Genomic DNA, 24,253 nt, shown 5'->3' on the forward strand with positions numbered 1-24,253 from the left:
AAGCCTACTTAAGTTAAGTAGGCTTTTGCGGTTTCAAGGATTTTGTTTTTACTGAATAAAAATTGTCGCTTTTTACCGCCAACCTGATCCCAAAGTACAGCACTGCGTATTGCAGCTAATAGTAAAGCACGAATTTTTGCCTGATTGGCAGCCTGCTCAAGATATCGCCCATTTCCTGTGACCTGGATTTTTGCTGAATAAGTTGAAATGGTGTCTTTATAAATATTCGCCAACTGCTCAATCAGGTCGTGATTAATACCTTCATGATATTCATGAAGTCTGTTTGCTTGCTTGACTCTGGAAGCCATCACTTCCTTCATCTTAGAATCTGATAGGAATCGCTTTGCTAAATTGAGTACGCCCACCAGGTACCTGCCGAAGTCTGCATCAGCTCTACTACCGGATAATTGCTCTATGAGGACTTTAAATCCAGTGTGTAGATATTTATGATTTTTATAAATATCTTCGGCTTTATCTGCATCTGTTTTCAATACGCTTTCAAGCATGATTTCAACGTCTGTTGGATCAGCTTCACCAGTTCTTGCGATTGTTCGTACACATTCTAGTGCCTGGCAAATGCCTGCCAGAGCTAGAACAATATTGGGATAGTTTGATTGATTCATATTATCGTTTGATTTCTTTAATTATTCCGCCACCAAGGCAAACTTCATCTTGGTAAAAAACGACTGATTGTCCAGGAGTAACAGCTCTTTGTTTGTCGTCAAATTCTACCAGCCACTCTGACTCATTCAAGCGTTTCACGGTACAGGCTACGTCATCTTGGCGATAACGTGTTTTGGCTGTACATCTAAACTTGTCTGATGGCGCTTCTCCAGCAACCCAGTCCAATTTGTTAGCAACTAGACTATGGCTCATCAATAAAGGATGCTCATGCCCTTGGCCAACGATTAGAACGTTTCTTTCAAGATCTTTATCCAGAGTGAACCATGGCTCTTCTGAAGCATCCTGTCTTCCACCGATGCCAAGTCCTTTGCGTTGTCCTAGAGTGTGATACATCAGTCCATTATGTCGACCTACCACTTCACCTTCAGGAGTTTCTATATCACCCGGTTGTGCGGGAAGGTACTGTTGCAGAAAATCCGTAAACTTACGCTCACCAATAAAGCAGATGCCAGTGCTATCTTTTTTCTTTGCGGTCACTAACCCTTGTTCTTCTGCAATTTTTCTGACTTCGGGCTTTTCGATCTCGCCAACTGGGAACAATGTTTTTTCGATTTTGCCGTGGCTTACCGCATACAAAAAGTATGATTGATCCTTGTTACTGTCTAAGCCCCTTAGTAAGGTTGCTTTGCCATTGGCTTCACCGCGACGAACATAGTGCCCAGTTGCTATATAATCAGCACCAAGTAACTGAGCATAATCCAGGAAGGCTTTAAACTTTATTTCCTTGTTACACATAATGTCTGGATTTGGTGTTCGCCCAGCTTTGTATTCTTCAAGAAAGTATTCGAACACTCTATCCCAATATTCTGCAGCAAAGTTGACGGTTCTTAATTTTATTCCCAGTTTGTCGCATACAGCTTGTGCATCGGCCAGATCTTCAGCTGCGGAGCAGTATTCATCGGTATCGTCTTCCTCCCAGTTTTTCATAAACAGACCTTCAACCTGATAACCCTGTTGTTTTAACAGGTAAGCTGATACAGAGGAATCTACGCCGCCGGACATGCCAACGATTACGTGTGTGTTTTCTGGTGCTTTTTCAGTCATTCTATACTTACTTATTTACAATCTGCTTTAAAAAGTTAATACCGTCTCTTTGTAGAGAAAGCTCATCCTGACTGCATAGGATTGAATCAAGTGCGAATCTCTGGCCTTTAATGTAATCCTTGAGGCATTGCACGATAAGCCCGGTCCTATGCTGAGGAACTTTTGCTAATATTTCGTCAATCGTCATCCAGTGTGCAGCGATAATATCGTCATCTTCAGGTGCCAATGTGAAGGGCTGTTCAAATGTGCCAGTAAAACAGAAGCGCTGGTAATACTGACTGTTAGAAGCTGGATTAAGTGTATAGGTTCCAACTAGTTCTGTCGGGGTGAACAGTAGACCGGTTTCTTCTTTAACTTCTCTGATAACTGCCTCGATCAGACTTTCTTCTGATTCCAGATGGCCAGCAGGTTGATTAAAGACGATCTCTCCTCGGGAGGTTCGTTCTTCAACCATCAGAAAGCGGTTGTTATGCTCGATTACAGCAGCAACTGTGACATGTACAGGTAGCATGCAAGCCTATTAAGATACAGGATTGAAATGAGCGGCTATTTTAGCTTATTTACGTCGCTCGCTAAACCTTTTTGATGGTCGATGCTTTGTTCTTACGGCCTGTTTTGGACTTTCGACGTCGATAATCGAATATTGGCCAACGGTGAGATCATCCAGTCTCCATGGGCCTATCTGGGCTCTGATAAGTCTTAGGGTTGGGAAACCTATTGCCGCAGTCATTCGGCGGACCTGTCGGTTTTTACCTTCGCTAATAATAATTTCCAGCCAGCTTGTTGGAATATTTTTACGTTCTCTAATTGGAGGATCTCTTGGCCAAACGTCAGGAGAGGATATAAGTCTGACTTTTGCCGGTTTGGTTTTATAGTTTTGAATGTTAACGCCACGTCTTAGAGGCTCAAGCGCATCATCATCAGGGGCGCCTTCAACTTGCACCCAATAGGTTTTTTCCATTTTATGTTTGGGGCTGGCAATCTGGTTCTGTAGTTGACCATCATCAGTTAATAGGAGTAATCCTTCTGAATCTTTATCAAGCCTTCCTGCTGGGTAGACATCAGGTATATCTATGTAGTCAGCCAAAGTGCTGTCCCCAGGTTCACCCGTAAATTGACAGAGAGTGTTGAATGGCTTGTTGAAAAGAACCAGTTTACTCATATACGATTTGTTTAAATTTTGCCCAGTTGGTTGGATAAATATCCGTGCTGCCATTCGATTGTAACCATTCTATTGACCAATATCAGTAACTGAATGTTAAGTTTGCTCACACTACATGCAGGCAATGAAATTTTCGCGTATAATTTGCGCCACCAATCGTCAGGGTGCTTGATTGAAGGCGCCCGGGACTTCAATTCATCACGTGCTTGCTACTTTTAGCCGCACACTAATTAGGATGCATCATGACAAGTTCAAAGATTATTTACACTAAAACTGATGAGGCCCCAGCTCTAGCAACTTACTCTTTGCTACCGATTGTTGAGGCTTTTGCTAAAGCTGCTGGTATCGAAGTTGAAACCAGCGATATTTCCTTGGCCGGTCGAGTCATAGCCAGTTTCCCTGAATATCTTAAAGAAGAACAACGCATTCCTGATGCTTTAGCTGAATTGGGCGAGCTTGTTAAGAAGCCTGAAGCTAACATCATCAAGCTTCCTAATATCAGTGCTTCAATCCCTCAGCTGAAAGCGACTATTAAAGAATTGCAAGAAAAGGGCTATGCACTACCAGAGTATCCTGATAGCCCATCAACTGACGAAGAAAAAGAGATTCGTAATCGTTATGACAAAATCAAGGGTAGTGCAGTAAACCCTGTTTTGCGTGAAGGTAACTCGGATCGTCGAGCGCCAAATGCGGTTAAAAATTATGCAAAAAAGAATCCTCATTCAATGGGCGAGTGGAGCAAAGACTCTAAGTCGCATGTTGCTAGCATGCAGTCAGGTGACTTTTTCTCAAATGAGAAATCTGTAACCGTAGACTCTGACAATGACGTGAAAATTGAGTTTTTCGGTAATGATGGTTCAGTAGAAGTTCTTAAAGAATCAACACCGCTATTAGCTGGTGAAGTTGTTGACGCAACAGTGATGAACAAAAATGCTCTGGTTAAGTTTTTAGCTGAGCAGGTCGAAGAAGCCAAGCAGCAGGATGTGCTTTTCTCATTGCACATGAAAGCGACCATGATGAAAGTCTCTGATCCTATCATCTTCGGTCATGGCGTTAAGGTTTTCTTCAAAGATGTGTTTGAAAAGCACGCCGATGCATTAGCACAGGTTGGCGCTAATCCAAATAATGGTTTTGGTAATGTATTATCCGCCATTGAAACTTTGCCAGCTGAAAAGCGCGACGAAATTATGGCTGATATCGAGGCGGTTTATGCTAAGAATCCTGAGTTAGCCATGGTTAACTCTGACAAAGGTATCACCAACTTACACGTTCCAAGTGATGTCATCATTGATGCATCCATGCCAGCTATGATTCGCAACTCTGGTCAAATGTGGGGACCGGATGGTCAACCAAAAGATACAAAGGCAGTCATCCCTGATAGTAGTTATTCAGGTGTTTACAGCGCAACCATTGACTTCTGTAAAGAGCATGGAGCATTCGATCCACGTACTATGGGTACTGTACCTAACGTTGGTCTGATGGCGCAAAAAGCTGAAGAATATGGTTCACATGATAAGACTTTCGAAATGACAGGTAATGGTCATGTGCGTGTTACTGATAAAGATGGCAATGTTCTATTTGAGCATGCGGTTGAAGAGGGTGATATCTGGCGTATGTGCCAAGTTAAGGATGCCCCGATCCGTGATTGGGTGAAGTTAGCCGTTAACCGTTCGCGTTTAAGTGGCATGCCAGCAGTATTCTGGTTGGATAAAAACCGTGCTCATGACGCTCAACTGATCAAGAAAGTTGAAACTTATCTTAAAGATCATGACACCAGTGGTCTTGAAATTCATATCATGTCTCCTGTTGAAGCAACTAAGTTTACGCTTCAGCGCATGAAGGATGGTAAAGATACGATTTCGGTTACAGGTAACGTATTGCGTGATTACCTGACTGACTTATTCCCAATTCTTGAGTTGGGTACCAGTGCCAAAATGTTGTCGATTGTTCCGCTAATGAATGGCGGTGGTTTATTTGAAACTGGTGCTGGTGGTTCTGCGCCAAAGCACGTACAGCAGTTTATGGAAGAAAATCACTTGCGTTGGGATTCATTGGGCGAGTTCCTGGCCTTGGCTGTTTCTTTTGAGCACATGGCTCAGACAACCAATAACAAGAAAGCTCAGGTACTTGCGGATACACTGGATCGCGCTACTGGTAAATTCCTAGATAATGGTAAATCGCCTTCGCGTAAAGTGAAAGAGCTTGATAACCGTGGCAGTCATTTTTATCTGGCAATGTACTGGGCACAGGAGCTTGCCAGCCAAACTGATGATGCCGAGTTGAAAGAGCTTTTTGCAAAAGTATCTGAAGCATTGACCAGCAACGAAGATAAGATCGTTACTGAGCTCAATGAAGTTCAAGGCCAACCAATGGATATCGGCGGCTACTACAAGCCTGATGATAATCTTGGCTTTAAGGCGATGCGTCCAAGCGCTACCTTAAACAGTGCTTTGGAATTAATCTAATTGATTATTTCGCTGTAAAAACGAAAGGCGCCATCTGGCGCCTTTTTTGTTTGAGATTTAGAATCTGTTCTAGCTAACTTTTAATATATCCTGCCAGCGGGAAGTGTAGTGCGGTGAGCAGGAGTTCGCTCGCATGGCCCAGTTTTTGGCAAAGCCGAGACTTCCAAATTTAACAGTATCCTGTCCATAGCGCCGATTGATTTTATCGAGACTTTGCATGAGTTCTGGTCTTTGTGGTACTGCCTCGAAAATGTCGGGCTGATAACCACGACTATCGACGATACCATTAAGCATAACTCCAGCCTTTTTATAAGACTCGCCTGGTTTCACAATGCGTCTTAAGCCTTGTTCTACGGCCTGTAGGAAAATACTGGTATCGTCAGTTGGTTCAGGAAGCTGTAGCGTGATGCTTGGTCGGTTGTAGTAAACTAGTTCTTTGCGTTGGCCATAAAGGAATACGGTAATGGATGATGCCAGTGATGACTGGTTACGCAACTTTTCACAGCAACGACTGGTGTGGTGAGCAACGGCTTCTTTCAAATCCGAGTAAGTGCTGAGCGGTTTACCAAAAGAACGCGAGTTAAGGATGGATTTTTTAGGCGCTGGCAGTTCAGAAAACGTTAAGCAGGGCTGACCGCGAAGCTCTAAAATGGTGCGCTCCATATTTACTGAAAACAGTCGTTGTAAAGTTTTGTAGTCGGCATTATGCAAGTCCCAGGCAGTATGAATACCTTGCATGATTAGTTTTTTTGACAGCTGTCGACCAATGCCCCAGATTTTGGGTACCGCTATTTGCTTGAGCGCCCACTCTCGAATTTTAGGAATCGATAAATCTACGACACCATGTGTTGTGGCTTTATGTTTCTTTGCAAAATGGTTGGCGACCTTTGCCAGTGTTTTTGTAGGGCCCAATCCAATACAGACTGGCAATGAAAGGGTCCGCCACAGTTCCGAGCGTATCGTTTGCGCCCGCTGCGTTAAGTCATCATCAAACCCTTCAAAGCGCATGAATGACTCATCAACGGAATAGGAAGCAACCTGATCGCAATGCTGTTCCAGCACCCAGTTAAAGCGTTTGGAGATATCACCATACAGGCCATAGTTGGAGGAAAAACAGATGACTTTATGTTTCTGAATAATTGAGCGTGCTTCGAAATAAGGTGTGGCCATCTGTATGCCGAGCGCCTTAGCTTCATCAGACAAAGCAATGATACAGCCATCATTATTACTCAGAACGATAACCGGTTTGCCATATAAATCAGGGCGGAACATACGTTCGCATGAAACATAAAAGCTGTTAACGTCACACAACGCGTAGGTTGCCTGATGCTTGCTCATCAGCGTAAGCTCCGAGCCAATCCGGTAACGACACCCCAGATCACAAGCTCGCTTTCGCCAGTAATGGGGATGTCCTTATAAGCAGGGTTTTCAGCCTGCAGTCTCAAAGCACCGCTGGTACGCAGTCGTTTCACGGTGAATTCATTATCCAGCATGGCCACGACTACATCTTTGTCTTTCGCTGTTAAAGAGCGGTCAACTACCAGAATGTCATTTTGAAATATGCCCGCACCAATCATTGAATCGCCTTCGACCTTAGCGAAAAAAGTAGTAGCTGGGTTTTGAATAAGCAGTTGGTCCAGGCTGAGAGTATCTTCCATGTGCTCATCAACAACGCCGGGAAATCCAGCAGATATTTTTCCCGAATACAAAGGAATGTCGGAATATTGGCCGCTCGGCTTAAGGATGGAAACTTTACTCATGGTTACTCACAGATTTGATCATGGTCATGCTTGGAAATCGTTCTTTTAACCTGATTAGATTAGCATATCCATACACGTAGCGTCAGCCGTTAATCGTCGTCTAAAAGTTATACAAAAGATTGCCTTAGTTATCATAGGCTTGATCCAGATCAAGCCATAAAAGTTGCCCTCAATTATATTGAACGCACTTAAAAAAATCGGGCAGAAGCAAGGTTGACGATATGTTTAAAAGTAAGGCGATTGAGTTATACAACGATGGGCATCACAAATGTTATGCCTTCAATAACCTGGTCACTGGCGAAGCGGTACAGGCTAACCAGTTTTTGATTATCGACGGTGACAAAACTGCCTTACTTGATCCTGGCGGCGATCTGACATATGCCAAGTTAAAACTTGAGATTGAAAAGCTGTCGCCAAGTCATCAATTAAACTACATTATCGCGTCACATCAAGACCCAGACATTATTGCTTCGATAGGCCGCTGGATGATGCAAACTCCGGCTAAGGTTATCTGCTCTAAGCTATGGGAGCGCTTCCTGCCGCATTTTGCGTCATCGTTCTATAACCAGGTCAATGAAACCGAATTATCAAAACGAATCATTGGACTAGAGGATGAGGGCGGTGCAATACGACTAGGTGATAACCTTTTGTATGCTGTACCGGCTCACTTTCTGCACTCTGTTGGTAATTTTCAGGTCTATGACCCGGTCAGCAAGATCCTTTTCTCAGGTGATATGGGCGCATCTATTGTTGATGATGATGACTTTAGTGGGGTAAAGGACTTCGCAGAACATACCAAGTATATGAAAGGCTTCCATCAGCGCTATATGGTTGCCAATAAAGCCTGTCGTCTGTGGGCAAATATGATTGCAGATTTGGATGTTGAAATGATTGTGCCGCAGCATGGCTCGCCATTTAAAGGAGAGCTGAGTGTTAGACAGTTTCTTGACTGGATTTCGAAATTGGAGTGTGGGTTGGACTTATTTACTCAAAGGGATTACAGCGTTCGTATGGACAAAAGGGAAGTGGCTTAAATATTATTAAATTTTTGAGAGTGATTGGCGCCTGCGGGCGCCTTTTTTGTTGCCAGAAAAATCTATTTATCTACAATGAATAAATCTTTACTCAACATAATAACTCTATGATTGATTTACGAAGCGATACGGTGACAGTTCCGTCAGAAGAGATGCGTCGCGCCATGTCGACCGCTGCGGTGGGTGATGATGTCTTTCATGATGACCCCACAGTGAACCGACTTGAGGCGATGATGGCAGACATGACAGGCAAAGAAGCTGCCTTGTTTGTACCGTCTGGAACCATGTCTAATCTAGTGGCTTTACTCGCACATTGTCAACGTGGCGAAGAGTATATAGTAGGTCAGGGCTATCATACTTATCTGTATGAAGCTGGTGGGGCGCCTGTGTTAGGCAGTGTAGTGCCGCAGCCCATCGCAGTAGAACGAGATGGCACTCTGGACTTTGCCAAGATTGAAGCTGTTATTAAGAAAGACGATTATCATTTTGCTCGCAGCAAATTACTTTGCCTGGAAAATACCCATAATGGCAAAGTGATAAGTCTTGAATACATGAAGTCTGCCTTTGATTTTGCAAAGTCGAAAGACTTGTCGGTGCATCTCGATGGGGCGCGAGCTTTTAATGCGATCACTGAGCTTGGTTGTGAACTTCATGAATTAACACAATATGCGGATTCTGTTTCGATATGTCTGTCAAAAGGGCTGGGTGCGCCAGTTGGTTCAGTGTTATGTGGAAGCAAAGAATTAATTAAATGGGCACGTCGCTGGCGTAAGATGGTTGGCGGTGGCATGCGTCAGGCAGGTATTTTGGCAGCCGCTGGAATCTATGCATTACAGAATAACGTTAAGCGCTTAGCGGAAGACCATCGACATGCCAAGCAGTTAGCGCAACGATTGCAGGGTATCGAAGAGCTTTCAATTAATCAGGATTTGGTACAAACCAATATGCTGTTTGTTAAAACGCGAATGGATACTGCTGAATCGCTGGCAAAGTTCCTGAAAGATAAAGGTATTACCATTATTCCAGCTGAAACCATGCGCTGGGTGATGCATTTAAATATTAGTGATGCGGATATCGATTACATCGAAGAGCAGGTTAAAGCTTTTTTCGCCTGATAAGTCAGCGAATTACAAGAAAGCCTGGCTAGATTTTTGTCAGGCTTTTTCTCTTGTACTGGCTGCGCCAAACGTGATGAACCGTAGCTGTAAAATCGTTCGCTCTTTAAGCTTCTCACGCTCAATAGGATTTAGATCCAAAGCTTCTGCGCCCGCATTAAATACCAAAGTAACTAGGCCTTCAGCTAGAGTAAATGCATATTCTTGTGAGTAATCTGACTCTGCCATTAAATACTCGGTGAGTTCATCTTTGAAGTGGCTTATCTCGCGAGCTACCGCCTCACGAAATTTAACCGATGTTCCACTGCGCTCACGTAGCAATAGGCGAAAAATATTAGGGTTTCGCTCAACGAACTCCATAAAGGTTTCCACTGAGGTGTTAATCACGCTACCATTTTTCTCGATACGCTGACGGGCTTTACGCATCAATTCACGCAATGTCAGACCTGACTCATCAACTAGTGTCAGACCAAGCTCTTCCATGTCATTGAAATGTCGATAAAAAGAGGTAGGCGCAATGCCTGCTTCACGGGCTACTTCGCGCAAGCTCATACTGGCAAAACTGTGTTCAGCAGACAGGTGCATCAGTGCCGCGTCAATGATCGCCTGACGGGTCTTTTCTTTCTGTAAAGCACGCGCTCCAGCCATGCTGTTCTCCTCAGTAATTTTTGTCAGTATAGAAAGCAATGGCTTAAGTGTACAGGTGTACGCTGGATTGCAATTGTCTTATTCAGTGTTATACTAGCCAAAGTTTTAGCGTACAACTGTACGCTGTTTTTTAGTTAGAGGCAATTCATGACAGACTCGACCCAATCGCAAGCCAAACCAATCTGGGCAAACATAATCTTTTTCGGATTAAGCTTTTTAGCCGCAATAACCCTGGTTCCTTGGTATGGCATCCAATATGGCTTTCATTTCTCAAGCTGGGCTTGGGGAGTAGGGCTGTGGCTATTCTCCAGTACAGCAATATCTATGGGCTATCATCGCCTGTGGTCGCACCGTGCCTATGAGGCGCATCCCGTTTTAAGAGTAATTCTTGCCATTGGAGGCTGTCTGGCTCTGCAAAACAGTGCATTGCACTGGTCTTCAGATCACCGTATTCATCACAAGCACGTCGATCACGATGAGAAAGATCCTTATTCAGCCAGCTTAGGTTTCTGGCACTCGCATATTGGTTGGCTATTAATGCGTCGAGATAACGGCCGCTACAATGAGCAATATGACCGCTGCAAAGATCTTCAGCGTGACCCAATTGTGATGTTCCAGCACAAGTTTTACTGGCCACTAAGTATTGGTCTTAATATTCTGGTTCCTGCGGTACTGGGGCTTGCTTATGGCATGTTCTGGGAAATGATGCTGGTAGCAGGCGTTTTACGTCTTGTTTGGTCGCACCATTTGACCTTTTTCATTAATTCACTGGCTCATATGTGGGGTTCTCGTCCATATACTGAAGAAAACTCAGCCCGTGATAACCTGGTATTGGCCGTATTGACCGGTGGTGAAGGCTACCATAATTACCACCACAAGTTTCAGTATGATTATCGAAACGGTATTCGCTGGTGGCATTTTGATCCATCAAAATGGTGGATAAAGTCATTAAGCTGGATTGGTATTACGTCGAACCTGAAGAAGGTGCCAGTCGAGAAAATTGAAAAAGCTAAAGCAGAAACATTATTGTTGAAAGCTAAAGACCGAGTTGCTCATTTACCTAACGCAGAAGAAGTCATACAGATGCTTCATGATGAGTATGAAAAGCTGGTTCAGCACCTTGCAGAAGTGTATGAAGCACAGAAGCAATGGCTGGAAGCTAAGAAAAACAAGCTGATTGAAAGCTATGAGCAAGAACATTCAAGACTAATGGAAAATTATCATCAGCTACGTAAGCGCTTTGAAGAGCAAAAGGCATCCTGGATGACACTAGCAAAGCAGTATGCTTAATTCACTAAAATTGAGCTCAACAAAAAAGGCCGCAAATGCGGCCTTTTTCTATTCTGATGCTTAACTCAAATTATTGGTCAAGATATTTCTCTGCATCTAAAGCAGCCATACAGCCTGTTCCTGCTGATGTAATCGCCTGACGATAAACATGGTCAGAAACATCCCCGGCAGCAAAAACACCTTCTACTGAAGTAGCCGTTGCGTTACCAGCCAAACCACTTTTAACAATGATATAACCATCTTTCATTTCAAGCTGTCCGTCAAAAATATCTGTGTTTGGCTTGTGGCCAATAGCAATGAAGACGCCTTGTAATTCCAGCTCTTCAATAGAGTCATCTTCAGTGCTCTTGATACGGATGCCAGTAACGCCCATGTCGTCACCAACCACCTCTTCAAGAGTGCGGTTCCAGTGCAGAACAACATTACCGTTTTTGGCTTTTTCAAACAGTTTGTCCTGTAGAATCTTTTCGGAGCGCAGCTCTTCGCGACGGTGAATTAAGTGCACTTCGCTGGCAATGTTTGAAAGATATAAAGCTTCTTCGACTGCGGTGTTACCGCCACCAACTACTGCAACTTTTTGCTGGCGGTAGAAGAAACCGTCACAAGTCGCACAGGCAGAAACACCTTTACCCATGAAGGCTTCTTCAGAAGGAAGGCCTAGGTATTTAGCTGAAGCGCCAGTACAGATTATCAATGCGTCACAAGTATAAGTACCGCTATCGCCAGTAAGCGTGAATGGGCGATTTTTCAGATCAACAGTGTGGATATGGTCGAAAATTATTTCGGTTCCAAAGCGTTCGGCATGTTTTTGCATGCGAATCATTAAATCTGGGCCTTGAACACCTTCATGATCACCCGGCCAATTATCAACATCAGTGGTGGTAGTTAACTGACCACCTTGTTGCAATCCAGTAATAATGGCAGGGTTCAAATTGGCACGTGCAGCATAAACAGCAGCGCTGTAGCCTGCAGGGCCAGAACCCAAAATCAAGCACTTAATATGGCGAGTTTCGCTCATTAGGTTTCTCCGCTAAATTCTTGTCTATTAATGATTTTTAAGGGCAAATTGTAGGGATTTAAAGGGTAAAAATAAACCTTTATTCGATAATCTTAATCTATTGCTCCAATAGAGCAGCAGCTTAGTTATAAGGCTGTTGAGCCTCCTCTGATGCAAATATGCATTGATAAAGTTTCAAATTGGCATTACCCTGAATTATAGGCTTATGCATTGGAGATTCTTATGACACAAGAGTATCTGACTGAAGAAAAAGAAATTGATAGCGCTATTAAGCAAATCGCCAGCGATGTCAGTCTATATGGCTTAGATGCTGAAAGAGTTAAGCAGATTTGGTTTTCTGCGCTTCTTCAGCAAATCGCTGACAACGAACTCAAAGATCAACAGGCTCATTAACAGCCTGACTGGTTTTCTTTGATATAACTCGCTGATAACTGAATCAGCTCCTTCAAAACCGCCTCATCAACATCGGCCAGTTTGTTAATATAGAGACAGGACTTGCCAGTTTTATATTTTCCTAGCTTGCCCATCAGTTCCTCGTAGCGCTTAAATCCAGCCATGATATATAGGCTGATATTCTGTTTGCGAGGAGCAAAGCCAGTCAGGAACCAATCGCCCTCACGGCCACTGGCATATTTATAATGATACTCGCCGAAGCCAATCATACTATCGCCCCACATTTTGGGGGCTGCCTTGGTGGCTTGTTGCATCATCTCTAAGATAGCCTGGCAATCCTGGCGTTTTTGTGCCGGTTCAACCTGCTGCAGGAAGGTTGCTACATCCTTTTTTGTTGGTTGAGTTTTATTGTCAGCTTTGGCCATAGCATTGTCCTTAATGATTACGAAGAGTAGGGACTAGGTTCATGAAACTATTACATATTTTGACTTATGACAGAAGCGTTACTTTTGCATGAAATACTAAAATAACACTTTACTTATTCGGTGGTTATAGTATTCTTTTCATCGCTGGTTAAAATAACAGCTATCGAATGGATACATTTTCGATGATACACCGAGTAAATCAGTGGGCCTTAGCTTCATAGATTCACTTCAAGTCGTACCTCGCTATTTGTTACCTAAGTTAGTGTCAATTTTATCTCAGTAAGACCGCCGTTTTGGCAACAACTTTATTTTTTAAGCAAATTAGCTTTGGAGTTTTATTATGTCTAAGATCACTGGTACCGTTAAGTGGTTCAACGAATCTAAAGGTTTTGGTTTCATCGAGCAAGAGCAAGGCGAAGATGTATTTGTACACTTCCGTGCTATTCAAGGTGACGGTTTCAAAACTTTAGCAGAAGGCCAACGTGTTGAGTTCGATATCGAGCAAGGCCCTAAAGGCGCTCAAGCTGCTAACGTAACTAAAGTATAATTTATAGAATTGTACATTCAGATCTAAAAAGACCGCGTCAATGGCGCGGTTTTTTTATGCACAGATTTTATCAATATAGAAAATGATCAAGGTTGTTGTTTATGAAAATTGTTTATCACGCAGAAAACGGGATGGATGCCAATATTGTTAAAGGAGTGATTGAGTCTGCTGGTATTTTCGCCCAGGTTCGTGGCGAAGGTCTTCAGGGAGCAGTTGGAGAGGCCGCAGCTATGAATAATGTAAAGGTCTGGGTGAATGATGAGGATTATGCAGCTGCCCGTGAAATTATTAATGACTGGCAATCAGCTGAATTTGTTAGTGATGAGGCGGACTTATTTGCTGATGATGAGGATGTTTATCATGAGCCTGCTCAATCAGAAAGTCATTTAGTCAGGGATGTCTGCATTGCAGTTGTCATTGTCTTATTATTTGTTGCAGCCACCATCAAGTTTTAACACCATAATTGACCGTCTAGTTTTATCTCATCTGTATCAAAAGGTACATATTTGACCCACCACTGATTTTACTCATGAAGTTAGTTGCTTTCAGTTGATGATTCCCTTTGTCCACCTTACTCTTATCGGTTACCAGTTCTATATAATCAAATTAAGGAAGGGGAACGATGTCTACCATTTGGGGGGCTGTTAGAAAGTTATTAGGGGTAAGCTGTTTATTCTATGTCAGTCTATTTTCTGCAGCTGCTCTGGCTGAGCAGGAAGAAGCTAGCGAAGATGAATTAATTACCAAAGAAGAGTTTGTTTATAGTTATGATGAGATGTTGAATTTCGACATTGCAGAATATCTAGAGACACAGGCTCCGCATCTAGCGGATTATGCCGAAATTATATCCCACTATGCAGGGTACTCATCGATTAGTCCGAAGGTGCTTATCGCAATTATGGAGCAACAGACAGGAATAATTACTAGCCCTGTAAGCGCAACAACGATTACGCGCCCCTTTGGTGACCTATCGACAAAAATTGGCTTTGAAGAGCAAGTTAAAGATATCAGTACTCGACTTGCCAAAGAGTTTTATAGCGGATATTCCTATAGCGACACCGGCAGCAATGAAGTCATGACTACTGATGAGGATGTTTATCGTGCAATTGAGGCCATCATTCCTGAGCAGGCTGAAGAGGCTTTTGAAATAAATCGAGAGCGCGGTACCAAAGGCTCAAGTAAAAAAGTGAGTCGAACTCATAGAACTTTATTTGAGAAATCGGAAAAAGAGGAAAGCACTACGCAGACGCAATCGTTGACTATTGCTGACATCAATAATTATTTTCAGCTTCCTTTTCGAGTAGGGGAGTCATGGAGAAACGGGGGAAGTCATACCAATCATGGAAGTGGTACTTATCCTCAGTCATCATTAGACTTTAATGCTGGTGGATACTGGGGCGATAATTTAAGTCATATCTGGGTTTCTGCTTCAGCACCTGGGGTTATAAAAAACCATTCGTCGTGCTTTTCTGAAATCATCCATGATGATGGTTGGTCGACGACTTATTATCACATCGAAAATATTCAATATCCGACAGGTAGCAACCTGCAAAGAAATTCTCGAATTGCCAATTATGCAAATGATACGACTCAGGCGTTATGCAATGGAGGTCAGTCATCAGGTCCACACCTTCATTTCTCACTTAAAAAAGATGGTCAGTTTTATCATTTAAATGGCATCAAGCTTTCAGGTTATGAAGTGCGCACCGGACGAAGCAGTTATGACTCCAACTGCGGCTACTTCTGGTTGTCCAGAAATGGCTATAAGTACTGTGCGTGGTCTAATATTTATAACTACGGAGTTACGGACTCAGGAACTCCAGAGCAAGGAGAAGTTTATAGTGATTACTTGAGTCACCGTGCTTATCATATCCAGCCAGATGGTAGTTGGTTCTATTATAATGGAGGGACCATTTCAGCCGAATTAACTGGCCCGGATAACGCCGATTTTGATGTTCGGTTAGAGCGTTGGAATGGTTATGGCTGGCAGCGGGTTGCTGTTTCAGAAAGTCCAAGCTCGAGCGAAAACATAAGCTATAGTGCCAATTCAGGTTATTATCGGATGGTGGTTTACTCCTATTCAGGTTCCGGTCGTTACCGACTAACTATCATCAAATAAAAAAAGCCACTCAATAGAGTGGCTTTCTTATCTATGTCTATCAACCTTTGCAGTTATAGTGTATCAGTACTGATACCTAAAGCTGTTGTTGGCTCTACATAATCAAAGCCCAGGTTTTCAGCAACAGAACGCTCTGTTACTTTACCGCGATAAACGTTAAGACCGTTTAGCAAATGTGGGTCATCAGCTAACGCCTTTTTGTAGCCTTTATTGGCGATGTTAATAATGAAAGGCAAGGTTGCGTTGTTCAAGGCAAAGGTTGAAGTGCGAGGTACAGCGCCAGGCATGTTTGCAACACAGTAATGGACAACATCATGCAGAATATAAGTTGGATCTGCATGTGTAGTTGCTTTTGAAGTTTCAAAACACCCACCCTGATCAATTGCCACATCAACCAATACGGCACCAGGCTGCATACGCTTAACCATATCTTCGGTGACCAGTTTTGGCGCTGCAGCACCAGGAATCAGTACGCCGCCGATAACAAGATCAGCTGATATGACATGCTTTTCAAGGGAATCATGGCTTGAGTAAACGGTTTCAACCTGAGAGCCGAATTCAGCATCAATACGACGCAGAGCGTTTACATTGCGGTCAAGCACGATCACACGAGCACCCATACCAACCGCCATTTTAATTGCGTTAGTACCAACCACGCCGCCACCGATAACTACAACTTTGGCTGGTTGAACGCCAGGTACGCCACCTAACAACATGCCGCGACCGCCATTAGATTTCTCCAGGCATTCTGCGCCAGCCTGAATCGACATACGGCCAGCAACTTCAGACATAGGCGCCAACAATGGTAGGCCGCCAGCAGCCCCGGTTACGGTCTCATAAGCAATACAGACGGCGCCTGATTTAACCAAGTCTTCGGTCTGAGGCATATCTGGAGCAAGGTGAAGATAGGTAAATAGGATTTGACCTTCGCGTAAACGCTTGCGCTCTTCGGCTAAAGGTTCTTTTACCTTCACAATCATGTCTGCTTTAGCAAACACATCTTCGGCAGATGGCGCAATCGTCGCACCCACAGCCTGATAATCTTCGTCGGTAAAACCGATGCCGATACCAGCATTGGTTTCTACGATAACTTCGTGCCCATGTGCAATTACTTCACGAACACTTGCCGGTACCATTCCCACGCGATATTCGTGGTTTTTAATTTCTTTAGGGACCCCAATCAACATATTTCTAGCTCCAATAAATCAAGGTTTGCCTCGGAAGAGGGATGCACTATTATAATGATGAAGAAGAAGAATTATTTGCTGTTATTGGGGCTTTTGTAGTATAAATCACTAATAAATTTTGATTTTGGCAAGGAAAGTGCTTTGAAAGTTCAGAGTGACAGCAAGCAAATACTGGATCGAATTGACCTCAGGATACTCAATGAATTGCAACAAAATGGTCGCATTTCAAATGTAGAGCTATCGAAGAAAGTGGGCCTTAGTGCAACCCCCTGTCTTGAGCGCGTCAAGAGACTGGAAGCCAATGGCTTTATCGAAGGCTATTCTGCGCGACTAAACCCCATGAAACTGGCGGCGTCATTGCTGGTGTTTGTTGAGATTCGGCTTTCCAGGACTTCTCCGGATGTTTTCGAGGAATTCAAACAGGCGGTAACCAAGCTTCCTACGATCTTAGAGTGCCACCTGGTGTCAGGCGACTTCGATTATCTGTTGAAAGCTCGAGTAGCCGACATGAAAGCCTATCGTAAATTGCTAGGTGAAACGCTGCTTATGCTGCCAGGTGTTAGCGCTTCTCGCTCCTACATGGTGATGGAAGAGGTTAAAGAAACTAATTTATTACCGATAAATCTTGATAGACGATAAGTTTGTTCACAGTTCAGAATTCGCCACAATTAACTGCTTGAGATAGCTGAAACTTGCTTTAGAATAACTGCAAACTATGAAAGGAAAGTGTTTTGAGTAAAACAAAAACTAAACAATCTGCTACTCGAAAGTCTCCCCAGTCGCTGGAGTCTAAAGCGATCCTACGCAGACGTCTGAGCGAAGGCGGCATGATCCTGTTAGTTACCTTGGCTTTGTTCTTTTTGCTGGCCTTATTGACTTATAATCCTAATGACCCGGGTTCATTTACCAATGGTAGCGGTGGTCCTATCCAAAATGCCGCTGGAAAAGGTGGTGCCTGGTTCGCTGACTTCTTTCTTCATTTATTTGGCTATTTAGCTTTCCTGATCCCTATTATTTTTGCTTACTCAGGTTATTTGCTTTACGTAGAGCGCAACATTGAACATGAGCATCCAAAAGCTTTTTGGGCAGTAAAAGGCCTGGGTTTGCTAATGGCTGTAGTCGGTGGCGCAGGACTTTGCAGCCTTCACTTTTTTGATCCTGCTATCCAGCCCAGTTACAGCTCAGGCGGGATTCTGGGCGAGTTCATTATCAGCCTGATTATTGACGGTTTAGGCCTGTATGGAACAACCTTGATTCTTTTAGCATTGTTTCTTTCAGGATTAACCTTGTTCACCGGTATTTCCTGGCTTAGAACCATGGACAAAGTAGGTGTCTGGGTTATTAAGTCATGGGGCAAATTGCTGGAATGGTATGAAAACTTCAAAGATCGCAAGTTAGAGCAGAAGTCTGTAAAAGAGTCTGTGGTGAAACGTCAGGAGGCGTTGAAGCAGGAGAAGGTAAAAAGAGAAACGCGCAGTCCAGTGAAGATAGAGCCTAAGGTTATGCAGCCTTCGACTCCACCGAAGGCAGTGCAAAAGGCAAAGCAAAAGCCCTTGTTTGATGATATTCCAACTGGGCCGATGCCAGTCATGGAATTGCTCGATGAACCAGAGCCACCAAAAAATCATTTTTCCGAGGAAGCTCTAGAGGCAATGTCACGCCTTGTGGAGTTAAAGCTAAAAGATTTTGGAGTCGAAGCGCAGGTCATGGAGGTACACCCTGGGCCAGTGATTACACGTTTTGAGATTGAGTTGGCTCCTGGAGTCAAAGTTAGCAAAATTTCAAACTTGGCCAAAGACTTGGCGCGCTCACTTTCGACTATTTCCGTTCGAGTTGTTGAGGTGATACCGGGAAAAACCTATGTCGGCATTGAGATTCCGAATGAGTCTCGTGAGGTTGTAAGGCTGCGCGAAGTATTGGCCTGTGATGAATTTGAAAAATCGAAATCACCTTTAAGTATGGCACTGGGTAAGGATATTGCGGGCAATCCAATCGTAGTCAATATGGCAAAAATGCCCCACTTGCTGGTAGCCGGTACTACAGGTTCCGGTAAGTCCGTCGGTGTTAATGCGATGATTATCAGCATGCTTTATAAAGCCACGCCGGAAGATCTCCGCTTAATCATGATCGACCCAAAGATGCTTGAGCTAAGCGTATATGAAGGCATTCCACACCTGTTGTGTGAAGTGGTGACTGACATGAAAGACGCTGCCAATGCGTTGCGATGGTCTGTAGGTGAAATGGAACGCCGTTATCGGTTGATGTCTGCGATGGGTGTACGAAACTTGGCAGGATTTAACAAGAAAGTGCAGGATGCGATAAAAGCGGGCGAGCCAATTAAAGATCCATTGTGGCAGCCCACGGACGGATTGGAGGAAGAACCGCCAACACTGGAAAAGCTACCTTCAATTGTTATTGTCATTGATGAACTTGCCGATATGATGATGATTGTCGGAAAGAAAGTGGAAGAGTTGATTGCACGAATTGCTCAGAAAGCACGTGCCGCGGGTATTCACTTGATTCTGGCTACTCAGCGTCCTTCGGTTGATGTTATTACCGGTTTGATTAAAGCGAATATCCCATCTCGCATTGCCTTCCAGGTGTCATCAAAAATTGATTCTAGAACCATTCTGGATCAGATGGGAGCCGAACAGCTATTAGGTATGGGTGACATGTTGTATCTTCCTGGTGGTTCGAATATTCCTACGCGTATCCATGGTGCCTTTGTTGATGATGATGAAGTGCACCGCGTTGTAGAAGATTGGAAAAAACGTGGTGAACCAGAGTATCTTGATGAAGTGATAAGTGGTACCAGTGAAGTACCGGTGCCGGGTATACCGGGTATGGATGGAGCAGACGGTGATAGCGAGCAAGATGAGCTATTTGATCAGGCTGTCGCCATTGTTACCGAAACTCGAAGAGCATCTATTTCAGGCATCCAGCGTCGCTTAAAAATTGGATATAACCGAGCAGCCCGTATGGTCGAGGCTATGGAAGCGGCAGGTATTGTGTCTGAGATGGGTTCGAATGGGGCGAGGGAGGTATTAGCACCGCCGCCGCCTAAAGACTGATACAGCTAGTTTGTTTGCCAATACTTTGTTGTACTTAATCATTCAGTATCGTCATTTACAAAATCGTAAACTCCTCACTGAATGATTAAGTACGCCGTGTCTTGGCGGCACCACTGACGCTGGATAAATGTCCAAGTGTTGATCATACTTGGATTAACGCTCAAAGGGGCGGGTGAGTATAGCTTTGTTTTTTTTAATCATTTTGTGTCGTCATTTAAGAAGCGTAAACTCCTCACTAAATGATTAAGTACGCCGTGTCTTGGCGGTACCACTGACGCTGGATAGGTGACCAAGTGTTGATAATAGTTGGATAGAGAACACTGTTGACGCTCAAAAGGGCATGAAGCAACAGACTAGTTATTAAGGCCTAATTCAGTATTGGGCAGTTATAACGTGATTACATTTGACCGAATTATGGTAACGAAATGATTAAAAGTATAAAGAAGCAATTTAGCCAGTTAACTGCAGCTGTCGCTTTAATCGGGTTGAGTATTGCTGCTCAAGCAGATGCGCCTCAGGAACTGGAAAAGAAATTAACTGCAATTGATAGTTTTAAAGCTGATTTCAGCCAGGTTATTACGGATGAGTTCGGCACTCTAATCGATAAATCATCTGGCCACTTTGAGCTGAAGCGCCCACAGTTATTCCGCTGGGTCGTTGAAGAACCTTTTGAGCAGCAAATCGTTGCTGATGGCATTAATCTTTGGCAGTTTGATATGGATATTGAGCAAATCAATGTTTCAAGTCTTGATCAAACGCTGGCTAATTCGCCAGCAGCTTTATTGAGTCAGGCACAATTAGATGTTGCAGAAAATTATGAAGTGGCTGCAGTTAAAGGTGAGGGTGATGGCGTATTAATCTATCACCTGACGCCACGCGATCCTGATGCCTTGTACGAGGTTTTGATTTTAGAATTCCATAGCTCCGATCTGGTTGCCTTGCAAGTTAAAGACAATCTTGGCCAAGCAACACTGGTAGACTTTACCAATGTTATCATGAACCCGGAATTTGAAGATGACCACTTCGAGTTTGTTATTCCAGAAGGCATAGATGTCATTGATAGCCGAAACTCAATTGAAGGCGCCGCACTAGAGAAAAGTGACATTCTAGAGAAAGGTGACTTCTAATATCTCATGAGTGGGCAATCTAATTTATTTTCAGACTCTGCGCTCAATGCTCCGTTGGCAGACCGCCTACGTCCGACGTCTTTGGAAAATTACGTTGGGCAGGAGCATCTGCTAGCTCCCGGCAAACCACTTCGTCAGGCAATAGATACTCAGCGTCCGTTTTCATTAATTTTCTGGGGGCCTCCCGGAACCGGTAAAACGACACTCGCCCGTTTAATTGCACAAAGCTCAAATGCCCATTTTATTACTATTTCTGCGGTTTTGGCCGGTGTTAAAGATATTCGCGCCGCAGTGGATGAGGCTCGGCAATATCAGGCACAAGGCAAACCAACTATTTTATTCGTCGATGAGGTCCATCGTTTTAATAAAGCTCAACAGGATGCTTTTTTACCTTATGTTGAAGATGGCACTTTAACCTTCATTGGTGCTACAACCGAAAACCCTTCATTTGAACTGAATAACGCACTGCTTTCCAGAGCGCGTGTGTTTGTCTTAAAAGATCTTTCTGAAAGTGCGCTGGATAAATTAATTAGCAGGGCACTGGACGATGAAGAGCTTGGTCTGGGTAAGTATCATCTTTCCATCGCAGAAGAAAGTCGTAAACATTTAATCGATGCGGCTGATGGTGACGGGCGTCGCTTACTAAATTTCCTCGAACTTGCCAGCGAACTTGCGTTAGCAAAAAACGAGGATACTCCTGTCATTGATGATGAAGTACTTGAGGAAACACTAACACAAACCCTGCGAAGATTTGATAAGGGTGGTGAGCATTTTTACGATCAAATTTCAGCCTTGCACAAATCGGTTCGTGGTAGTAATCCTGATGGGGCACTATATTGGTTTTGTCGCATGATTGATGGTGGTTGCGACCCTTTATATGTAGCACGTCGAGTGGTGCGCATGGCCAGTGAGGACATTGGTAATGCTGATCCAAGGGGGCTGACACTTGCTCTCAATGCATGGGATGTGCAAGAACGGTTGGGTAGCCCAGAAGGGGAACTGGCTATCGCCCAAGCTATTATATATCTCGCCTGCGCGCCAAAAAGTAATGCCGTCTACATGGCTTATAACAATGCACTGCGCGATGTTAAGAATGAACCGACTTATGAAGTTCCCATGCATATCAGAAATGCCCCTACCAAATTAATGAAAGAACTGGATTATGGTACTGGTTACCGCTATGACCATGATGAGCCGGATGCATTTTCAGCAGGACAGACTTACTTTCCCGATGAAAAAGGGGAAACCCAGTACTATCACCCGGTGGATAGAGGGCTTGAAAAGAAGATTGCTGAAAAACTCACCTGGCTTAAGGCTAAAAGCGAACAATTTAATAAGGGCTAATTATGAATATTGCAGTTATTGCCAGCATTGGTCTGGGGGGAGCGCTAGGTGCTATTGCGAGATTCAAATGTAGAGATCTAGCTGAGTGGGCGTTTGGTGAACATTACCTGTGGGGTACTTTGATTGCTAATGTTATCGGCTGCTTTATTGCAGGCTTCCTATTAACTTTTTGGCAGGCAGCTCAAGTTTCTAATAGCGTACGCTTTGGCGTGGTTATTGGCTTTCTAGGGGCTTTGACTACCTTCTCGACCTTTTCTGTTGAAACCTTCCAGCTAATGCAGCAACAGTTATGGCTTAAAGCTGGGCTTAATATCAGCGCCAATTTGATACTTTGCATGCTTTTCGTGTTTTTTGGCGCATGGCTTGGTGGTAGAATGGCCGCCTGAAATTTAACCACAAACCATAACGGACTCTAAAAAGACAATGCTTGACCCTAAACTATTACGTACTGACATTGACGCAGTTGCTAAAAACTTGGCAAAGCGCGGCTTTGAGCTTGATGTAGAGCTTTATAACAAGCTGGAAGAAGAGCGCAAGGCTATTCAGGTTGAAACACAGGAATTACAAAATCAACGTAATTCCAGTTCCAAGTCTATAGGGCAGGCCAAAGCGCGTGGTGAAGATATTCAGCCTTTATTGGATCAAGTTGCCGATTTAGGTAGCAAGCTAGATGCTGCCAAAGAGCGACTCAACCAAGTTATGGCGCAACTTGATGATATTCACTATGGTATTCCAAACCTGCTGGACGATTCAGTCCCAGAGGGAAAAGACGAAAGCGAGAATGTCGAGATCCGCCGTTGGGGTGAACCACGTCAATTTGATTTTGAGCCAAAAGATCACGTTGAAGTTGGCGAAGCTCTCAATGGTCTGGACTTTGCAAGCGCCGCAAAAATCTCTGCCAGCCGTTTTATCGTAAAAAAAGGTCTGGTTGCCAAGCTACATAGAGCCTTGATTCAGTTCATGCTGGATTTACATGGTAAAGAACACGGTTACGAAGAAGTCTATGTTCCTTATATGGTTAATGCTGAAAGCTTAACCGGAACTGGTCAGTTACCGAAGTTTGAAGAAGACCTTTTCAAAGCTCAAGGTAAGAATCAGGATGACCGCCCTCTATACCTGATCCCAACTGCAGAAGTACCAGTCACTAACTTGGTTCGTGACGAGATTGTTGAAGCTGATCAGCTTCCACTACAATTTGTTGCACATACCCCGTGCTTCCGTAGCGAAGCAGGCTCTTACGGGCGGGATGTACGAGGTCTTATTCGCTTGCACCAGTTCGAGAAAGTTGAGTTGGTGCATATTACCAAGCCTGAAGATTCAATGGATGCGTTAGAGCGACTGATTGGCCATGCCGAGAAAGTCCTGCAGCTGCTGGAGCTTCCGTATCGAGTAGTAACACTTTGTTCTGGTGATATTGGTTTTGGCGCAACCAAAACCTACGATATCGAAGTATGGCTACCAAGCCAGAATACTTATCGCGAGATTTCTTCTTGTAGTAACACTGCAGATTTCCAGGCGCGTCGCATGCAGGCTCGCTGGCGTAATCCAGAAACTGGTAAGCCCGAGCTGTTACACACTCTAAACGGTTCAGGCTTGGCAGTAGGGCGAACACTGGTAGCCATTTTAGAAAACTACCAGAATGAAGATGGAACTATTAGTATTCCAGAAGTTTTGAAGACTTATCTTCGATAGGTAAAGCCTCAACACTAAAAGCCCAGCTAAGCTGGGCTTTTTTACATTTCCCCGGATTTTATCCAACAAATCTCAAGATCAGATTCAATTAAAACCCATATAAAACAAGTTATTGCGGTCTTATTCCT

At 43.8% G+C, this 24,253-nt stretch carries 24 protein-coding genes; 14 read left to right on the forward strand and 10 right to left on the reverse strand.

The window, feature by feature from the left end; all coding sequences use genetic code 11:
* Positions 1 to 8 precede the first annotated feature (8 nt).
* The 4 genes from hflD to CW740_RS05270 are packed head-to-tail and all read right to left on the reverse strand — an operon-like array spanning position 9 to position 2,890.
* Positions 9 to 623 (reverse strand): high frequency lysogenization protein HflD, encoded by a 615-nt coding sequence (gene hflD / locus CW740_RS05255; protein ID WP_106646542.1) that lies wholly within the window; start codon positions 621 to 623, stop codon positions 9 to 11.
* Position 624: 1 nt separating this feature from the next.
* A complete protein-coding gene (gene mnmA / locus CW740_RS05260; protein WP_106646543.1) occupies positions 625 to 1,728 on the reverse strand; it encodes a tRNA 2-thiouridine(34) synthase MnmA in 1,104 nt (367 codons plus the stop codon).
* A 7-nt stretch (positions 1,729 to 1,735) separates the two neighbouring features.
* Positions 1,736 to 2,239 carry an NUDIX hydrolase gene (locus tag CW740_RS05265; protein ID WP_106646544.1) on the reverse strand — a complete coding sequence of 168 codons (504 nt, stop codon included), beginning with the start codon at positions 2,237 to 2,239 and terminating at the stop codon, positions 1,736 to 1,738.
* 45 nt (positions 2,240 to 2,284) lie between these two features.
* A complete protein-coding gene (locus tag CW740_RS05270; RefSeq protein WP_106646545.1) occupies positions 2,285 to 2,890 on the reverse strand; it encodes a pseudouridine synthase in 606 nt (201 codons plus the stop codon).
* A 242-nt stretch (positions 2,891 to 3,132) separates the two neighbouring features.
* Between CW740_RS05270 and CW740_RS05275 the strand changes: the two genes are divergently transcribed.
* The gene (locus tag CW740_RS05275) at positions 3,133 to 5,355 is read left to right on the forward strand and encodes an NADP-dependent isocitrate dehydrogenase (RefSeq protein ID WP_106646546.1); all 2,223 of its coding nucleotides are present in this window, start codon (positions 3,133 to 3,135) and stop codon (positions 5,353 to 5,355) included.
* 69 nt (positions 5,356 to 5,424) lie between these two features.
* Here CW740_RS05275 and CW740_RS05280 read toward each other — a convergent pair whose 3' ends face one another.
* Positions 5,425 to 6,693 (reverse strand): Y-family DNA polymerase, encoded by a 1,269-nt coding sequence (locus tag CW740_RS05280; RefSeq protein ID WP_106646547.1) that lies wholly within the window; start codon positions 6,691 to 6,693, stop codon positions 5,425 to 5,427.
* On the reverse strand, positions 6,693 to 7,115 hold the full coding sequence (locus CW740_RS05285; protein ID WP_106646548.1) for a LexA family protein: 423 nt from the start codon (positions 7,113 to 7,115) through the stop codon (positions 6,693 to 6,695). The genes CW740_RS05280 and CW740_RS05285 overlap by 1 nt, the downstream gene beginning before the upstream one ends.
* 221 nt (positions 7,116 to 7,336) lie before the next feature.
* On the opposite strand from CW740_RS05285, the gene CW740_RS05290 reads away from it, so the two are divergent.
* Together CW740_RS05290 and ltaE are read left to right on the forward strand one after the other, a co-directional pair.
* Positions 7,337 to 8,149 carry an oxygen-binding di-iron domain-containing protein gene (locus CW740_RS05290; RefSeq protein WP_106646549.1) on the forward strand — a complete coding sequence of 271 codons (813 nt, stop codon included), beginning with the start codon at positions 7,337 to 7,339 and terminating at the stop codon, positions 8,147 to 8,149.
* 107 nt (positions 8,150 to 8,256) lie between these two features.
* On the forward strand, positions 8,257 to 9,264 hold the full coding sequence (gene ltaE / locus CW740_RS05295) for a low-specificity L-threonine aldolase (protein WP_106646550.1): 1,008 nt from the start codon (positions 8,257 to 8,259) through the stop codon (positions 9,262 to 9,264).
* 39 nt (positions 9,265 to 9,303) lie between these two features.
* Here the strand turns inward: ltaE and fabR are convergent, their stop codons facing one another.
* Positions 9,304 to 9,912 (reverse strand): HTH-type transcriptional repressor FabR, encoded by a 609-nt coding sequence (gene fabR / locus CW740_RS05300; protein ID WP_106646551.1) that lies wholly within the window; start codon positions 9,910 to 9,912, stop codon positions 9,304 to 9,306.
* A 147-nt stretch (positions 9,913 to 10,059) separates the two neighbouring features.
* Here fabR and CW740_RS05305 point away from each other — a divergent pair, with 147 nt between their 5' ends.
* Positions 10,060 to 11,202 carry a fatty acid desaturase gene (locus CW740_RS05305; RefSeq protein ID WP_106646552.1) on the forward strand — a complete coding sequence of 381 codons (1,143 nt, stop codon included), beginning with the start codon at positions 10,060 to 10,062 and terminating at the stop codon, positions 11,200 to 11,202.
* 70 nt (positions 11,203 to 11,272) lie between these two features.
* On the opposite strand, the gene trxB is transcribed toward CW740_RS05305, so the two are convergent.
* Positions 11,273 to 12,220 carry a thioredoxin-disulfide reductase gene (gene trxB, locus CW740_RS05310; protein ID WP_106646553.1) on the reverse strand — a complete coding sequence of 316 codons (948 nt, stop codon included), beginning with the start codon at positions 12,218 to 12,220 and terminating at the stop codon, positions 11,273 to 11,275.
* 222 nt (positions 12,221 to 12,442) lie between these two features.
* Here trxB and CW740_RS12485 point away from each other — a divergent pair, with 222 nt between their 5' ends.
* Positions 12,443 to 12,613, forward strand: a complete 171-nt coding sequence (locus CW740_RS12485) for a hypothetical protein (protein WP_188459666.1) — start codon at positions 12,443 to 12,445, stop codon at positions 12,611 to 12,613.
* Here the strand turns inward: CW740_RS12485 and CW740_RS05315 are convergent.
* Entirely contained in the window at positions 12,610 to 13,038 is a 429-nt protein-coding gene (locus CW740_RS05315) for a DUF1801 domain-containing protein (RefSeq protein WP_106646554.1), read from the reverse strand. The genes CW740_RS12485 and CW740_RS05315 overlap by 4 nt on opposite strands.
* A gap of 340 nt (positions 13,039 to 13,378) precedes the next feature.
* Here CW740_RS05315 and cspE point away from each other — a divergent pair, with 340 nt between their 5' ends.
* The 3 genes from cspE (at position 13,379) to CW740_RS05330 (ending at position 15,704) form a co-directional block, all read left to right on the forward strand.
* Positions 13,379 to 13,585, forward strand: a complete 207-nt coding sequence (cspE, locus tag CW740_RS05320; protein ID WP_012801047.1) for a transcription antiterminator/RNA stability regulator CspE — start codon at positions 13,379 to 13,381, stop codon at positions 13,583 to 13,585.
* Between the two features lie 101 nt (positions 13,586 to 13,686).
* Positions 13,687 to 14,040 carry a putative signal transducing protein gene (locus CW740_RS05325; RefSeq protein WP_106646555.1) on the forward strand — a complete coding sequence of 118 codons (354 nt, stop codon included), beginning with the start codon at positions 13,687 to 13,689 and terminating at the stop codon, positions 14,038 to 14,040.
* 167 nt (positions 14,041 to 14,207) lie between these two features.
* Positions 14,208 to 15,704 carry a M23 family metallopeptidase gene (locus CW740_RS05330; RefSeq protein WP_106646556.1) on the forward strand — a complete coding sequence of 499 codons (1,497 nt, stop codon included), beginning with the start codon at positions 14,208 to 14,210 and terminating at the stop codon, positions 15,702 to 15,704.
* Between the two features lie 53 nt (positions 15,705 to 15,757).
* Here CW740_RS05330 and ald read toward each other — a convergent pair whose 3' ends face one another.
* Positions 15,758 to 16,891, reverse strand: coding sequence for an alanine dehydrogenase (gene ald, locus CW740_RS05335; protein WP_106646557.1), 1,134 nt, complete (start codon positions 16,889 to 16,891; stop codon positions 15,758 to 15,760).
* Positions 16,892 to 17,032: 141 nt separating this feature from the next.
* On the opposite strand from ald, the gene lrp reads away from it, so the two are divergent.
* The 6 genes from lrp (at position 17,033) to serS (ending at position 24,125) form a co-directional block, all read left to right on the forward strand.
* Entirely contained in the window at positions 17,033 to 17,530 is a 498-nt protein-coding gene (gene lrp / locus CW740_RS05340) for a leucine-responsive transcriptional regulator Lrp (RefSeq protein WP_018625070.1), read from the forward strand.
* A gap of 92 nt (positions 17,531 to 17,622) precedes the next feature.
* Positions 17,623 to 19,962: a DNA translocase FtsK gene (locus CW740_RS05345; protein WP_106646558.1), complete on the forward strand. Its 2,340-nt coding sequence runs from the start codon at positions 17,623 to 17,625 to the stop codon at positions 19,960 to 19,962.
* A gap of 425 nt (positions 19,963 to 20,387) precedes the next feature.
* Positions 20,388 to 21,089, forward strand: coding sequence for an outer membrane lipoprotein chaperone LolA (gene lolA, locus CW740_RS05350; RefSeq protein WP_106646559.1), 702 nt, complete (start codon positions 20,388 to 20,390; stop codon positions 21,087 to 21,089).
* A gap of 6 nt (positions 21,090 to 21,095) precedes the next feature.
* Positions 21,096 to 22,433, forward strand: a complete 1,338-nt coding sequence (locus tag CW740_RS05355) for a replication-associated recombination protein A (protein WP_106646560.1) — start codon at positions 21,096 to 21,098, stop codon at positions 22,431 to 22,433.
* A gap of 2 nt (positions 22,434 to 22,435) precedes the next feature.
* A complete protein-coding gene (gene crcB / locus CW740_RS05360) occupies positions 22,436 to 22,819 on the forward strand; it encodes a fluoride efflux transporter CrcB (protein WP_106646561.1) in 384 nt (127 codons plus the stop codon).
* Between the two features lie 37 nt (positions 22,820 to 22,856).
* Complete coding sequence (gene serS, locus CW740_RS05365) at positions 22,857 to 24,125, forward strand: serine--tRNA ligase (RefSeq protein ID WP_106646562.1); 1,269 nt, start codon at positions 22,857 to 22,859, stop codon at positions 24,123 to 24,125.
* The last annotated feature ends 128 nt before the right edge of the window (positions 24,126 to 24,253 follow it).

The organism is Kangiella profundi (genome assembly GCF_002838765.1).
GTDB classification, from domain to species: Bacteria; Pseudomonadota; Gammaproteobacteria; order Enterobacterales; family Kangiellaceae; genus Kangiella; species Kangiella profundi.

Bases quoted from the DNA above. Each gene is read 5' to 3' on its own strand.
- hflD (WP_106646542.1), bottom strand. From the start codon at position 623: ATGAATCAATCAAACTATCCCAATATTGTTCTAGCTCTGGCAGGCATT.
- mnmA (WP_106646543.1), bottom strand. From the start codon at position 1,728: ATGACTGAAAAAGCACCAGAAAACACACACGTAATCGTTGGCATGTCC.
- CW740_RS05265 (WP_106646544.1), bottom strand. From the start codon at position 2,239: ATGCTACCTGTACATGTCACAGTTGCTGCTGTAATCGAGCATAACAAC.
- CW740_RS05270 (WP_106646545.1), bottom strand. From the start codon at position 2,890: ATGAGTAAACTGGTTCTTTTCAACAAGCCATTCAACACTCTCTGTCAA.
- CW740_RS05275 (WP_106646546.1), top strand. From the start codon at position 3,133: ATGACAAGTTCAAAGATTATTTACACTAAAACTGATGAGGCCCCAGCT.
- CW740_RS05280 (WP_106646547.1), bottom strand. From the start codon at position 6,693: ATGAGCAAGCATCAGGCAACCTACGCGTTGTGTGACGTTAACAGCTTT.
- CW740_RS05285 (WP_106646548.1), bottom strand. From the start codon at position 7,115: ATGAGTAAAGTTTCCATCCTTAAGCCGAGCGGCCAATATTCCGACATT.
- CW740_RS05290 (WP_106646549.1), top strand. From the start codon at position 7,337: ATGTTTAAAAGTAAGGCGATTGAGTTATACAACGATGGGCATCACAAA.
- ltaE (WP_106646550.1), top strand. From the start codon at position 8,257: ATGATTGATTTACGAAGCGATACGGTGACAGTTCCGTCAGAAGAGATG.
- fabR (WP_106646551.1), bottom strand. From the start codon at position 9,912: ATGGCTGGAGCGCGTGCTTTACAGAAAGAAAAGACCCGTCAGGCGATC.
- CW740_RS05305 (WP_106646552.1), top strand. From the start codon at position 10,060: ATGACAGACTCGACCCAATCGCAAGCCAAACCAATCTGGGCAAACATA.
- trxB (WP_106646553.1), bottom strand. From the start codon at position 12,220: ATGAGCGAAACTCGCCATATTAAGTGCTTGATTTTGGGTTCTGGCCCT.
- CW740_RS12485 (WP_188459666.1), top strand. From the start codon at position 12,443: ATGACACAAGAGTATCTGACTGAAGAAAAAGAAATTGATAGCGCTATT.
- CW740_RS05315 (WP_106646554.1), bottom strand. From the start codon at position 13,038: ATGGCCAAAGCTGACAATAAAACTCAACCAACAAAAAAGGATGTAGCA.
- cspE (WP_012801047.1), top strand. From the start codon at position 13,379: ATGTCTAAGATCACTGGTACCGTTAAGTGGTTCAACGAATCTAAAGGT.
- CW740_RS05325 (WP_106646555.1), top strand. From the start codon at position 13,687: ATGAAAATTGTTTATCACGCAGAAAACGGGATGGATGCCAATATTGTT.
- CW740_RS05330 (WP_106646556.1), top strand. From the start codon at position 14,208: ATGTCTACCATTTGGGGGGCTGTTAGAAAGTTATTAGGGGTAAGCTGT.
- ald (WP_106646557.1), bottom strand. From the start codon at position 16,891: ATGTTGATTGGGGTCCCTAAAGAAATTAAAAACCACGAATATCGCGTG.
- lolA (WP_106646559.1), top strand. From the start codon at position 20,388: ATGATTAAAAGTATAAAGAAGCAATTTAGCCAGTTAACTGCAGCTGTC.
- CW740_RS05355 (WP_106646560.1), top strand. From the start codon at position 21,096: ATGAGTGGGCAATCTAATTTATTTTCAGACTCTGCGCTCAATGCTCCG.
- crcB (WP_106646561.1), top strand. From the start codon at position 22,436: ATGAATATTGCAGTTATTGCCAGCATTGGTCTGGGGGGAGCGCTAGGT.
- serS (WP_106646562.1), top strand. From the start codon at position 22,857: ATGCTTGACCCTAAACTATTACGTACTGACATTGACGCAGTTGCTAAA.